The sequence below is a fragment of the Venatorbacter sp. C2-1 genome (genome assembly GCF_022832715.1).
Classification (GTDB): Bacteria; Pseudomonadota; Gammaproteobacteria; order Pseudomonadales; family Oceanobacteraceae; genus Venatoribacter; species Venatoribacter alkanivorans.
In genome coordinates this window covers 670009-684407 of record NZ_CP094879.1, presented here as the reverse complement: position 1 = coordinate 684407, position 14399 = coordinate 670009, and the positions used below count along the sequence as shown (strand labels likewise).

The following is a 14399-nucleotide window of genomic DNA, read 5'->3' as shown; positions in this document are numbered from 1 at the left end:
TGCGGATAAAACCGGAACATGTCTGAATGATTTCATTAAGCCGGCTCCTGCACTGAATATTCAGCTCCTGCGGGTTGCGCGCTACGCCTGAGAATAAAATCAGCGCCCTTTTCAGCAATCATAACGGTCGGTGCGTGAATATTGCTTCCCGTAATCGAGGGCATTATCGATGAATCAATAACCCGCAGGCCAGTAACACCATGCACTCTCAGCTCCGGATCAACCACACCACCATCCGCCAGAGCAGCCATTTTGCAGGAGCCGGCCGTGTGGTACACGGTTTCAACATGAGAGCGGATATAGTCACGTATTTCGTCATCCGTCTGAACAGAGATCCCTGGCGCTTCCTCCTTGCCTTTATAGGCCCTGAAAGCGGGCTGTTCCATAATCCGGCGGGCGATTTTTACACCATTCACCAATGCATTCAGCTCCGTGTTATCGGCAAAATAATTGGCTTCAATTTTTGCTTTGCTGAAAGGATTATTATCCCTCAACAACACCCGCCCCCGGCTTTTCGGGCGGAGATGACAAACGTGCAACACATAACCCGCCTTCATCGGCAGCTTCAGATCCCGTCCATGAGGACTCATCCTCACGGCGGCAAACTGCAGCTGCAAATCAGGCAACGGCTGATGCTCATCCGATTTAATAAATCCACCACAATCGGTCGGGGTAAATAACAGCGGCGTGGTACGATTCAGATAACGCCCGACAAATGCCCAGAACGACTTGCTCCAGGGAGCCATTACAAGTGTCCCATCGTTAGCCGTCTGATAGCGCAACAGAATATCCGGATGATCCTGCAGGTTTTCACCGACGCCAGGAAGATCTTTAACAACTCTGATGCCATGCTTTTCAAGCTCAGCAGATGGCCCGATACCTGATAGCTTCAGTATTTGTGGTGAATTAATAACACCCGCAGAGATAATGACCTCTCTGGCCAATAACGATTCTCTTATTCTCTTTCTGGCATTGTAAATTTCAACACCACATGCGGCTGGCGATTCCCCACGTTCATCAAATAAAACCCTGGTAACATGCGTTTTCTTAAGGATGACCAGATTTGATCTGTTTTCCACAGGATCGAGAAATGATGTGGAGGAATTGGCACGCTTCCCCTCCGGGGTTTGCGTTACCTGAAAATAACCACAGCCTTCCTGTTCTGCACCATTGAAATCATCTGTCGTTCTGAACCCGGCCTCTGCGCAGGCATCAATAAATGCATCGCAAACCGGAAGATGATAATTTGTATCAGAGACATCCATTTCACCATCGACACCATGAAACCCGTCTCCCCCTCTGATCTGTCGCTCTGATTTTTTAAAATATGGCAGAACAGACTCATAGCCCCAGCCAGGATTCCCCTGCTCTTCCCAGCCATCATAGTCGCAGGGATGTCCTCGCGTATAAATCATTGCATTGATTGAGCTTGATCCTCCCATAACCTTACCGCGGGGCCAGAAATATGACCGCTGAGAATTATTGTCATCCTGTTCAGTTTTATAAAGCCAGTTATATTTACCGCTATTCATCAGAACCAGCATATTGAAAGGATTACAGTCTCTGATCCAGTAGCTTTTATCGGTATCGCCAGCCTCAATCAGGCAGACCCGGTTATTTTTATCTTCAGATAAGCGATTTGCCAGCACACAGCCTGCAGATCCTGCGCCTACAATAATGTAATCAAACATATCCGGTACCGTTATTTCACTAATGTGGAAAGATGAAAAAAGATCAGAACCTGTCCTGCCTGAGACTTCTTTTTCTCTGAGCACTACGCCCTTTATGTTTTAAATATCGTTCAATCCAGCTAAAGCGCTCAGGAAAGATATTGGCTACCTTAGCCATAAAGGCTCTGCCTTTCGGCATACCATATTCAAGTTTTTTCTTATGGACAAAATGATGCAATATGGCATCAGAAACATCATTAACAGAAAGAATATTTCCACCTGAAAAAGTCAAAGCCGCTGAAGCAGCATTCTCCTGTTTCTTTAACATCGGTGTTTCAATAGCATCAGGGCAAAGAACACTCACACGAATACCCAAAGGTTTTACTTCTTTTGCAAGAGCAATACTGAATGCTCTTACCGCAAATTTTGAAGCACTATAAAGAGCCAGACCAGGTACAGGAGAAAGCGCTGCGGTTGATGCTATGTTAATAATATGCCCTGATCGTTGCTGAATCATTTGCCGTACCAATAACCGGCAACCAAGCATTAAACCTTTTACATTCGTATCTATATGCCGGTGTATTTCTTCTTCATCCTGCTCATAAACCCGACCAGCCTGAAGGTAACCGGACACATTCAGCAATATATCGATACTCTTCCACTTACTCAGCACCCCGGAGACAGCATCAGACCAATCAGCTCCTGACGTTACATCCAGCCGGAGTAAGAGCAGGTTATTTGAAGGCCATTTTTCTTCTTCAGCCTTCCGACGAAGAAGATCCATATTTCTGGCAGATGCGGCCACTCGGTATCCTTTAGCCAGAAATACACCGACCAGATGCATACCAAGGCCGCTTGAAGATCCTGTTATCAATACAACGTTCACACCGCACCCTTTTAGTATATTTAAGAACGGCCTGGCAGTGCATGGCAGGCTGTAAACCGCTGACGGCGATTCTGCTAAGGAAACTTATAAAACCCCACGATTTTCTTTCAGCCAAGCTTCTGTTCTTGCCATTCCTTCGGTAAGAGATACCACAGGTACGTAACCAAGCATGTCTCTGGCTTTATCAATGGAATAGGTGGCCTTTCTTGACAGCATCGCCAGGGAGCTCCGGTCTATTTCAGTATTGGCATTTAATACCGTATTAAAAATAAACGACCCGACACTGGTTATACCTTCGGCGACACGTGTGGGTAAGCAGACTGGCTCGGTGTTTTTCCCAAGCCATTTGTAATGATTATTAAAAAATTCTCTGCATTCTATGCCTGCCCCATCGGTTATATTGAAAATCTGGCCTTTACCACTTTCTTTTTCAGCAGCCAGAACAATACCATCCACCAGATTATCAATATAAACAGGGCTGAATATCCCTCTGCCCATGGCTGGTAAAACAAATTGCTTTTTACTGATCATCGTCAGAGGAATCAGAACCCAGGGCCTGGACCCCGGACCATAGACATCTCCCGGACGAATTATCGTTGTGCAGATATCCCCTGCGGCATGAGCCGCCAGAAAGCCGTGTTCACTCGCTGCCTTGGCATCACAATATGAAGATCCACTCAGAACCGAGATGCTGCAGTTTTCATCCTGATCAGTATCAAAGTTCAGTCCATATGCTGCAATTGAGGAAATATGAACAACGCGTGCAATATGATATTTTTTTGCAGCAGCAACCACCTGCTTCACACTGCCAACACTCACCTTCTGATACATGTCCGCTGATGCCGTATTTGAAACGACAGCGGCTGTATGAAAAATGATGTCGCACCCCTTTGCATGTTCCTGCCATTCTCCGGCATTGGAAACATCACCGCGCACAACGTTGCGGGAAGGATCGGCCGTAATATCGACACCACAGATATCAATGCCTTTCTGTTTGTAACGCTCCATGATTGCCCGGCCAATAAAGCCATTGGCTCCGGTTACAAATATTTTTTTTATTTTATGCACGCCTGACCCCTTTCTGAGATTTACGGATAATCAGATAAATGCGGCCTCATCAGAGAAATGAGGCTTCGCAGCGAGACCATCACCATTCTCTCTGCCCACACAGCGGATCAATACAAGCGGAGAGGTATTCATTATTTTTATCTTATTGCTATGCCTGCTGACGGTTTATCCCAATCACCGGAAGGGAGTAAACTGACAACATTGGTAGTCAGATTAAATCTGACTACATGCGTTGTCAAATGTAAAAAGGGAACCAAGTGAGTAGTTCATCATCCCCAATGCTGGGTAAGAAATATGCCGGGTGTTCTTCGGAGGAGCGCCAGAAGCTGAGGCAGCAACAGATCATCGCCGCTGGCATCCGTTTATTTGGCAGCCAGGGCTTCCATAACAGCAGTGTCAGGGCAATCTGTAGCGAAGCAGGCCTGACCAGCCGTTACTTCTACGAATCCTTCGAAAGCACCGAGGCACTGCTGATTGCCTGCTATCAGCAACTGATGTCGGGCTTCCGGAAAGAACTCCTGCAGACGCTGAAAGAAAGCACTGACATTAATGATTTTATAAATAAGGGGCTGTACTGTTTTTACCGGGAAGTCAGTAACCCGGCCTTTGCACAGATTACAATGCTGGAGGTTCTGGGAATCAGTGAAAGTGTGGATGCAATTCATATGAACCAGACCCGGTCTTTCGGCCTGCTGATGATAGACACTCTGGCGACGTCCCGGTTTCCGGTCAGTGTGCCCAGAGCCAGACTGGAAGCGCTGGGGTACTCTGTTTGCGGGGCAATGGCATTCAGCGCTATCGACTGGATGAAAAGCGGGTATAAGTTATCTATCGATGATGTTGTAGCAAACAGCAGGATGATTTTATCCGGCGTGGTCGGACAGCTGGGAGCTCTTTAAGGCTTTCCAGTGCCGGCAACGCTCAGCCCTTACCACCAGCTACGGCAAGCCGCAGTCTTACACCGGATTGTCGATATCGACGAACTCCACATTCAGACCAAACTCATCCGCCAGATATTCCCCCAGCGCTTTGGCGCCGTAACGCTCGGTTGCGTGATGGCCAGCGCTGAAAAAGTGGGTGCCGGTTTCACGCGCCAGGTGAACCGCCGGTTCATTGATTTCACCGGTTAAATAGGCATCGACGCCGGCATTAACGGCCACCTGCAAATAACCCTGAGCGCCACCGGTGCACCAGCCAATGGTTTCGATGGTGTCGGTTTCTTCACCGATATGCAGGGGCTCGCGCTGCAGGCACTCACCCAGCCAGGCGCTGAATTCTTTGCCGCTCATTGGCCGGGGCAAACGCCCGATATGGCCCGGAATGCTGGGGTCGTCTTCACTCAGCGGGCCATCAATCTGCAGTCCGAGAACATCGGCCAGCTGCACGTTATTGCCGTAAACCGGATGACCGTCGAGGGGCAGATGATAGGCAATCAGGTTGATGTCATTAACCAGCAACGCTTTCAGACGCTCACGTTTAATGCCGGTAATACGCTCATCTTCTCCTTTCCAGAAATAACCATGGTGCACCAGAATCGTATCAGCACCACGCTCAATAGCGGCATCGATTAACGCCTGACTGGCGGTAACACCGGTAACGATATGGCTGATATGTTCACGCCCTGCCACCTGCAGACCATTAGGGCAATAATCGCGAAAGCGCTCTGTTTGTAAGAGTGAGTCAAGGTGCTTCAGTAATTGGCGGCGCTCAACCATGATATGGCCCTCATTTATATTCTGATAAAATGCCGGTTTATAGTGTCAGCCCAGTTTATGGGTTACGGGGGATTCACAGCAAATGCGTTCTGCTCAGTTCATTGTGAATACACTGGTCATACCGGTTCTGGTTGGTCTGGTTGTCGCCTTTGCCGTCCTGCTCTGGGCGCCGGATCTGGTTACACCAGCCACTCCCAAAGCCCCGGCGGTAACCTATGCCCCGCTTGCCGGAATCGGTCCGATGCCGGAGCAAAACGCCACCGGCAACAGCATCACCCAGAGCGGTCCGGTCAGCTATGCCGATGCCGTTGACCGGGCAGCACCGGCGGTGGTGAATATTTTTACCCGCAAACTGGTACGGCGCAAAACCCATCCGCTGTTTGATGATCCTTTTTTCCAGCGTTTTTTCCGCACCAATCCTGAACCCAGCGAACGTATGCAATCCAGTTTGGGCTCGGGTGTCATTATGTCCCCGGATGGCTATGTGCTGACCAACAATCATGTGATTCATGGTGCCGACCAGATTGTGGTCGCCCTGCACGATGGCCGTGAGGTTAATGCCACCGTGGTCGGCACCGACCCCGAAGCCGACCTCGCCGTACTGAAAATTGAGCTGGAAAATCTGCCACAGATTCAGGTCGCCCACGACAGTCAGCTGCGCATCGGCGATGTGGTACTCGCCATCGGTAACCCCTTTGGCGTTGGTCAGACGGTAACCCTCGGCATCGTTTCCGCCACCGGCCGTAACCAGCTGGGATTAAACACCTACGAAGATTATATCCAGACCGACGCTGCCATTAACCCCGGTAATTCCGGCGGCGCCCTGATTAATGCTCATGGCGAGCTGGTCGGCTTAAATACCGCCATTTTCTCCAAATCCGGCGGCAGTCAGGGCATTGGCTTTGCCATTCCTGCTGAAGTGGCCAGCCGCACCCTGACCGATATTGCTACCCACGGCACCACGATTCGTGGCTGGCTCGGCATTGAGGTGCAGGAATCCACGCCGCAACTGCTCACCGCCCTCAGCCTGCCACAGGCGTTAACCGGCCTGATCGTTACCGGCATTTATCCCGACGGGCCTGCTGATCAGGCAAAACTCGCCATCGGCGATATTCTGGTACGGATTAATAATCAGGACGCTGCTAACGCCCGCAGTGCCATGAACCAGATTGCAGCGTTGCGCCCGGGTGATGGCATTGACCTGGAATTTATCCGCGCCGGACAAAAAATGCAGACCCACGCTATTGCCGGCCAACGTAAGGCACATTAATAAAGCACATCAGTAACGCCCCCTGAAGAAAGCATCTGCCAATCCGCGCCATTGCCACGGCATTGCATAGGATTTCGGCTGTGGCGGAGTTACACTGGCACGCACGCGGCAAATAACATCAGCGCCGCAAAAACAACAGGAATTCAACGATAAAAGGAACTTATCATGCGAGCCATCGCACCCGGTTTACGCCGATCTTCTGCTCTGCTGTTGAGCTGTGCTCTATTAACCCTCAGCGCCTGCACCAAAACGCCGGACCTGCCTTTAGGACAGGAACTGCCGGTTAAAGGCGAAGAAGTATTATTCAAAGACATCAGCACCCTGCTCACCGACCACCTGAAAGAACAATACGCCAGCGACAATATCCTGCGCGACACTCATCCCAAAGATAATGGCTGTATTCGTGGCAATCTGGTTGTTAACGAACAGATTGATGAGCGTTACCGTCATGGCATTTTTCAGCCGGCCGCCAGCTACCCGCTATGGATGCGTTTTTCCAACTCGGTGGAAGAAATTACCAGCGATAAAGAAAAAGACTTCCGCGGTCTGGCGATGAAACTGACTCAGGTTAAAGGCAACCGTCTGCCGTTGCCTGGCGATGAGCAACACAGCCAGGATTTTTTATTCCTGGGTCACGATGCTTTCTTTGCCGCCAACCCTCAGCAGTTTTTTGATTTTTTTGATGCTAATTTTAATGGCAAGCGCCTGAGATTTTTACTGACCCATCCGCGCGGCGCCTGGAATATTCTGCGCGGCGCCAAGGTCTACAATAATCCGCTGAATGTTAAATGGAACAGCGTAACGCCCTATGCTCTGGGCCTGCCACTGGAAGGCAGCGATGGCGTACAGACTTACCCAACGGTCGTGCGCTATGCGCTGCGTACCTGCTCCGATAATCCAGGCCAGATGACCGACTCCGATGATTACCTTGCAGAAAACCTTGCTGAGCAGCTGAGCAAAGGCAGCGCCTGTCTCGACTTTTTAATTCAGCTGCAAAAAGACCCCAAGGATAATCCGACCGAAAACGCCCTGATCAGCTGGGATGAAGATGACTCGCCCTTTATTCCACTAGCGCGGATTAATATTCCACCACAGAGTTTTACCTCAGAGGCGCAAAAACAATTCTGCGAAAATATCTCCTTTAACCCGTGGCACAGCCTGGAAGAACACCGCCCTATTGGCGGCATTAACCGCGCCCGCCGGGTAGTGATGAAAGATATTTCCGACTTCCGTTTACAGGCCAATGGCGTTGAACGTTTTGAGCCGACCGGGCATGAGGTGTTTGAATAAAGCGATCTACCAATAATTGAATAAACGTTCGTAAAAACACTCCGGCCTCTTATTCATAGAGGCCAAAAAAATGTATCTATACATGCCAAGAAGGCTACTCAGTTCATTATCAGTTACATAATCCTATACGCAGATTGGTACACTCGTACTCGGTTCAGAATGAACCCCTAATAACAATCGATAAGGGATTACCATGACAAGACACACTCTTGTCACTGCGATGTTTTTAGCCCTGCTTAATCAGCAGGCATGGGCTGAGAGTGGGCGCAGTGATTACGATATTGACGACAATGGCCTGATTGAAATCAATGATCTGGCTGATCTGAATGAAATCCGCAATAACCTGAATGGTGCCTCACTTTATGGTGAGAGTGCCGGTTGCCCAGTGACGGGCTGCAATGGTTTCGAGCTAACCACCGATCTGGATTTTGATACCAATGGCAACGGCAACATCGATGCAGATGACGCTTATTGGAATAACGGTGAAGGCTGGCAGCCTATCGGCTCCGGTGAACAATATTTCAACGCCGCTTTTAACGGTAACAGCTATGAAATTACCAATCTTCATATAAACCGGCCGGCGGAAGATCAGATTGGATTATTCGGCCACACCAATAATGCCGATATTAAAAATATTGGTATCAGCGGCTCCGCAGTTCTGATCTCTGGCCGCGATCAGGTTGGCATACTGACCGGTCTGGCTGAAGAAACCACTGTTACGGCTTCCTATACCAATGGGCGTGTTATCAGCCATTCAACAAAATACAATACAAGAATTGGCGGCCTGATTGGTGAAGCCCGAACAACCGACATCACCGCCTGTTACAGCATTGGCACGATAATTAGTTCGGTTGATGGCAGGGGCTTTTCCAACGCGGTTGGTGGACTAATAGGCAGTCTTTCACAATCAACCGTTCAGGCCAGCTTTTCAACGGTTGCAATCAAAAGCCTGGTTAATGATACCACTTCCGGTGGTGGCTACATTGGTGGCCTGATCGGCAGCACATACGACTCTGAAATTGCTGCGTCCTATGCCACTGGCGCAATCATGGCACTTCATCTAATAGGAGACTCACAACCCCCTGGAGGCTTGCAATCCGTTGGAGGCTTGCAGGGTGATCAGAACAACTCCATCATCACCGATAGTTTCTGGGCAACCGACAGTAGTGGCCAGAGTAGCAGTGGCGGTCCGGAAAGCGGTCTGACACTTGCTGAACTGCAATGCCCAACGGCGGCAGATGATGAGCAATGTTCCTCCGTTACTATCTATTCCAACTGGAATACGTATCAGGATGCCGAGGGCCTGGCTTACTGGCATTTCGGCAGCGACCAGCAACTTCCGGCACTTCGTCTGAATGGCCAGGTTTACCGGGATTCAGATAACGATACGATTGTTGATTTCCGCGATGCATCACCGTTCGACTACGACAATGACGGCCTCACGGACGACCAGGATCCGGATCGCGATAATGATGGCATCGCCAATGAGAGTGACGCTCTGCCATACAATAGCAATGAAAGTGCCGACGACGATCTGGATGGTATCGGTAACAACGAAGATCTGGACCGCGATGGCGACGGGCTGATTGAAATCCGCTCGTTGGCTGATCTGGATAAAATCAGAACAAACCTTTATTTATACCCTATCGAAAGCGGCTGCCCTGACACCGGCTGTGCAGGGTATGAGCTGGTTACCGACCTGAATTTTGATACCAATAATGACGGGATCATGAATGAGCTGGACCAGTACTGGAACTCTGGTTTGGGCTGGGAGCCGATTGGCAGTGAAAGCTCTGGTTACGCTTATACAGGTGTATTCGAGGGTAATTTCCATGTTATTCGTAACCTTTATATAAACCGACCGGATCAGGATTTTGTTGGTTTCTTTGGCGGGTTAAGCGGTGCAACTGTTCGTAGCCTTGGCCTAATTGGCTCTCTGACTCAGGTAACAGGAAGACACTCTGTTGGAGGGTTATCTGGTGCTGCCAATGCAAACTCAACCATTAAGAACAGCTACGTTCAGGGTAGTATCTCCGGCCAGCAATACGTTGGCGGCCTTATCGGAACTGTTGCAAGCAGTGCTATAACAGCAGTCTATACAACTGGCTCCGTGAACGGTACATCACTGACAGGCGGTCTAATCGGGGCTGGTTTTGCGACCATAATTAACAACAGCTATTCAAATGCTCAGGTTACTGGTGTAGAAGCTGCTGGCGGCCTGATTGGCGGCTTCAGTGGATCAGGCCCACGGGCAGAACTGCATAACAGCTATGCCACCGGTCTAGTAAGCGGAACAAACGGTACGGGGGGCCTTATTGGTCTGGCGCAGACGTCTGTTATCAGCAATTCCTATTGGGCAACTGACAGTACAATGCAGGGTACAGCTATTGGCGAGAACACCAGTTCACTTGATGGAGTCGCAGGTGTAACACAGACCGAGCTGAAATGCCCAACGTCAGCTAATAACACATCCTGCTCGGAACAAACTCTGTTTGTGAACTGGCAGAACCTCACCGATGACAATGGCCAACTTTACTGGGATTTCGGGACTCCTCAACAATTGCCCGCGCTGAAATTTAATGGTCTTGTGCTGCGCGATCAGGACGGTGATGGCATTGTTGATGCAACAGACCCGGATATTGATGGCGACGGTGTGGATAATGATAACGATTCATTCCCATACGATCCGGATGCCTGGTTACCCGAACATGCGGTGGATATCGATGGTGATGGTCTGATTGAAATCAACTCAGTCACCGCTCTGAATCAACTGCGCGATAATCTTAACGGCATTATTCTCAAGGCTCAGGGGCCTGGCTGTCCGGCAACAGGCTGTATTGGTTTTGAACTGACCAGTGATATTGACTTCGACACCAACCAGAATGGTGTTATCGACGCCGGAGACGAGTTCTGGAATGACGGTTTAGGCTGGGAGCCTGTAGGTTCTCAGGAATTGGCATTTACCGCCATTTTTGAAGGCAACGGCCATCTGATCCGTAACCTTTATATTAATCGTCCGGAACAGGATATCGTCGGTTTATTCGGCTGGATCCGGAGCGGCGCAGTAAATAATCTGCACTTTAACGGACCTTTGACATCTGTCACCGGGCAAATGGGAATCGGGGTTCTCGCCGGCGTTATTGACCAGACAACCGTATCCGGATGTTCCGCAGAAGCAACGGTCACGGGTACTAGCCATGTCGGCGTACTTATTGGTGCAGCCATAGAAAGCTCTCTGATTAGTGCCTGTCACTCTGCAGGTAGTGTCAGCGGGGAATTGTATGTCGGGGGACTTGTTGGCTTCCAGGCTTACAACGCTATTACTGAAGCAAGCTACTCAAACGCTAATGCATCCGGAACAAACGCTATTGGTGGCCTCTTAGGTGTAATATCCGAAGCTACTCTTTATAACAGCTATGCCACTGGAGTTGTCAGTGGTGATGCCTATACAGGTGGGTTAATCGGGGAAAACGATAACGGCACGATATCCAACAGTCACTGGGCCACCGACGCTACCGGTCAGTTAAACAGTGCCGGAGAATCCATCAGCAGCGGTTATTTTGGCGTGACTCTGGCCGAACTGAAATGTCCGGTCAGTGCTGATAATCTGACCTGTACCACACAACCTCTGTTTACCGGTTGGGCAACCAGTGTTGACGGTGAAGGCAACCCTTACTGGAACTTCGGAACCAGCAACGATCTGCCAACACTGAATATTCTGCAGACCAGCGAGCCAGACAGCGACGGTGATGGCATCCCCGACAGTGAAGACACTTATCCGCATGATTACGACAACGATGGCATCGAGGATGCTATTGATGCTTATCCGCGCGATTTCGACAACGACGGTGTCGATGATGAATTTGATGCCTTTCCACAGGATCCTACAGAAACAGCAGACAGCGACAACGATGGTGTCGGCAATAACAGTGACATCGACGCAGATGGCAATGGCCTGATCGAAATCGCCACTCTGGCAGCACTCGATAACATGCGTAATGACCTGAATGGCACCAGCCTGAACGGCGTTACTGCAGGTTGCCCGCTCAACAGCGGCTGTAACGGTTATGAACTGACTGCTGATCTCGATTTTGATAGCAATCAGGACGGCGTCATTGATGCCAGCGATGACTTCTATAACAACGGTTATGGATGGTTGCCGGTTGGTATCTCCGCCACCGCACCATTTGCCGCCGTCTTTGAAGGTAATGGTCACACCATCAGTAACCTGTATATCAGCCGCGCAACAACCAGTTACATCGGTCTGTTCGGTTATGCCGAAGGGGCAACCTTCCGCAATATCGGTCTGAACGGTGAGCTGATGCACGTCAGCGGTAAAGCCTACGTTGGTGGTCTGGTTGGCCGTATTTATAACGGCAACACCATCATCAACAGCTACGTCAGCGGTCATATCAGCGGTAATGGCGATTATGTCGGCGGCCTGAGTGGTCATGCCTATTCCAACAACCTGATCCGCGCCAGCTTTGTAACCGGCAGTGTCAGTGGAGCAGCGCATACCGGTGGTCTGATTGGCCGCGTGTACTCGTCCACTACCATCGATGCCAGCTTCAGCACTGCCAGTGTTACTGGTACCGACTACGTGGGTGGTTTGGCTGGCTCGCTGTATAACAGTTCTGCCATCAGCCACAGCTACGCCAGCGGCAACGTCAGCGCTTCCGGTGCCAGCCGCGGTGGACTGATCGGTAAAGTCTCAGCAGCTAACGTAGCCAACAGCTACTGGGCGACAGACAGCAGCGGCCAGACTGGCAGCAGTGCAGCGGACAGCGCAAACAGTTACGCCGGTGCACTGCTGACACAGCTGCAATGTCCGGTCAGTGCTGACAGTACGTCCTGTGCAGCAAATGCGCTGTACACTGGCTGGTCTTCTGTGACCGATGCCGAAGGCAATGCGTACTGGGATTTCGGTGACAGTTATCAGCTGCCTGGTCTGTTGTTAAACGGTACGGTGTTCCGTGACAGCGATGGTGACGGTATCGAAGACAATACCGATAACACACCGTTCGATCACGATGGCGATGGCATTAATGATGCCGCTGATGCTTTCCCGACGGATGCCAGCGAAAGTCTGGACAGCGATGGTGATGGAGTCGGTGATAACAGCGATGCTTTCCCATACGATGCAACGGAATCCCGTGACAGTGACAACGACGGCGTGGGTGACAATGCCGACGCATTCCCTCACGATCCGACTGAAACTCTCGATACCGATGGTGATGGTGTAGGTGACAATGCCGATGCATTCCCACAGGACGCAACCGGTTCATCAGCCGCGGACGCTGTCGATGCTGATGGCAATGGCCTGATCGAAATCGCCACGCTGGCAGCACTCGATAACATGCGTAATGACCTGAATGGCACCAGCCTGAACGGCGTTACTGCAGGTTGCCCGCTCAACAGCGGCTGTAACGGTTATGAACTGACTGCTGATCTCGATTTTGATAGCAATCAGGACGGCGTCATTGATGCCAGCGATGACTTCTATAACAACGGTTATGGATGGTTGCCGGTTGGTATCTCCGCCACCGCACCATTTGCCGCCGTCTTTGAAGGTAATGGTCACACCATCAGTAACCTGTATATCAGCCGCGCAACAACCAGTTACATCGGTCTGTTCGGTTATGCCGAAGGGGCAACCTTCCGCAATATCGGTCTGAACGGTGAGCTGATGCACGTCAGCGGTAAAGCCTACGTTGGTGGTCTGGTTGGCCGTATTTATAACGGCAACACCATCATCAACAGCTACGTCAGCGGTCATATCAGCGGTAATGGCGATTATGTCGGCGGCCTGAGTGGTCATGCCTATTCCAACAATCTGATCCGCGCCAGCTTTGTAACCGGCAGTGTCAGTGGAGCAGCGCATACCGGTGGTCTGATTGGCCGTGTGTACTCGTCCACTACCATCGATGCCAGCTTCAGCACTGCCAGTGTTACTGGTACTGACTACGTGGGTGGTTTGGCCGGCTCGCTGTATAACAGTTCTGCCATCAGCCATAGCTACGCCAGCGGCAACGTCAGCGCTTCCGGTGCCAACCGCGGTGGACTGATTGGTAAAGTCTCAGCAGCCAACGTAGCCAACAGCTACTGGGCGACAGACAGCAGCGGCCAGACTGGCAGCAGTGCAGCGGACAGCGCAAACGGTTACGTCGGTGCACTGCTGACACAGCTGCAATGTCCGGTCAGTGCTGACAGTACGTCCTGTGCAGCAAATACGCTGTACACTGGCTGGTCTTCTGTAACCGATGCTGAAGGCAATGCTTACTGGGATTTCGGTGACAGTTATCAGCTGCCTGGCCTGTTGTTAAACGGTACTGTGTTCCGTGACAGCGATGGCGACGGTCAGATGGATAGTATCAACACCCCTTAAGCGACAAAGGGCAATACCCTGCCGGTATTACCCTTTACGCATACTGAAGAAATAAAAAACGGGCTTTTAAGCCCGTTTTTTATGTCTGTTTTTTATGCCGTTTATTCTAAGTTCA

Annotated in this window: 8 protein-coding genes; 4 read left to right on the top strand and 4 right to left on the bottom strand. The window is 50.5% G+C overall.

The features are described from left to right. Positions 1 to 35: 35 nt before the first annotated feature. The 3 genes from MT343_RS03005 to MT343_RS02995 all read right to left on the bottom strand — a co-directional run bounded on the left by MT343_RS03005 (position 36) and on the right by MT343_RS02995 (position 3624). Positions 36 to 1691 carry a GMC family oxidoreductase gene (locus MT343_RS03005; protein WP_145469949.1) on the bottom strand — a complete coding sequence of 552 codons (1656 nt, stop codon included), beginning with the start codon at positions 1689 to 1691 and terminating at the stop codon, positions 36 to 38. Between the two features lie 43 nt (positions 1692 to 1734). Beyond that, complete coding sequence (locus MT343_RS03000) at positions 1735 to 2556, bottom strand: SDR family oxidoreductase (protein WP_145469950.1); 822 nt, start codon at positions 2554 to 2556, stop codon at positions 1735 to 1737. 84 nt (positions 2557 to 2640) lie between these two features. Continuing rightward, positions 2641 to 3624: an NAD-dependent epimerase/dehydratase family protein gene (locus MT343_RS02995; RefSeq protein WP_145469951.1), complete on the bottom strand. Its 984-nt coding sequence runs from the start codon at positions 3622 to 3624 to the stop codon at positions 2641 to 2643. Positions 3625 to 3881: 257 nt separating this feature from the next. Between MT343_RS02995 and MT343_RS02990 the strand changes: the two genes are divergently transcribed. Next, the gene (locus MT343_RS02990) at positions 3882 to 4523 is read left to right on the top strand and encodes a TetR/AcrR family transcriptional regulator (RefSeq protein WP_145469952.1); all 642 of its coding nucleotides are present in this window, start codon (positions 3882 to 3884) and stop codon (positions 4521 to 4523) included. A gap of 57 nt (positions 4524 to 4580) precedes the next feature. Here the strand turns inward: MT343_RS02990 and MT343_RS02985 are convergent, their stop codons facing one another. Then, positions 4581 to 5339, bottom strand: coding sequence for a Nif3-like dinuclear metal center hexameric protein (locus MT343_RS02985; RefSeq protein WP_186435981.1), 759 nt, complete (start codon positions 5337 to 5339; stop codon positions 4581 to 4583). Positions 5340 to 5421: 82 nt separating this feature from the next. Here MT343_RS02985 and MT343_RS02980 point away from each other — a divergent pair, with 82 nt between their 5' ends. From MT343_RS02980 to MT343_RS02970, 3 genes are all read left to right on the top strand, one after another. Further along, positions 5422 to 6609 (top strand): trypsin-like peptidase domain-containing protein, encoded by a 1188-nt coding sequence (locus tag MT343_RS02980; RefSeq protein WP_145469954.1) that lies wholly within the window; start codon positions 5422 to 5424, stop codon positions 6607 to 6609. Between the two features lie 165 nt (positions 6610 to 6774). Further along, a complete protein-coding gene (locus MT343_RS02975) occupies positions 6775 to 7899 on the top strand; it encodes a hypothetical protein (protein ID WP_145469955.1) in 1125 nt (374 codons plus the stop codon). A gap of 193 nt (positions 7900 to 8092) precedes the next feature. Beyond that, entirely contained in the window at positions 8093 to 14284 is a 6192-nt protein-coding gene (locus MT343_RS02970; RefSeq protein WP_243989457.1) for a beta strand repeat-containing protein, read from the top strand. Positions 14285 to 14399: the final 115 nt, after the last annotated feature.

What these genes read in the sequence shown, in the direction of transcription:
- MT343_RS03005 (WP_145469949.1), bottom strand. Translation starts at nt 1,691, where the DNA reads ATGTTTGATTACATTATTGTAGGCGCAGGATCTGCAGGCTGTGTGCTG.
- MT343_RS02985 (WP_186435981.1), bottom strand. Translation starts at nt 5,339, where the DNA reads ATGGTTGAGCGCCGCCAATTACTGAAGCACCTTGACTCACTCTTACAA.
- MT343_RS02980 (WP_145469954.1), top strand. Translation starts at nt 5,422, where the DNA reads ATGCGTTCTGCTCAGTTCATTGTGAATACACTGGTCATACCGGTTCTG.
- MT343_RS02975 (WP_145469955.1), top strand. Translation starts at nt 6,775, where the DNA reads ATGCGAGCCATCGCACCCGGTTTACGCCGATCTTCTGCTCTGCTGTTG.
- MT343_RS02970 (WP_243989457.1), top strand. Translation starts at nt 8,093, where the DNA reads ATGACAAGACACACTCTTGTCACTGCGATGTTTTTAGCCCTGCTTAAT.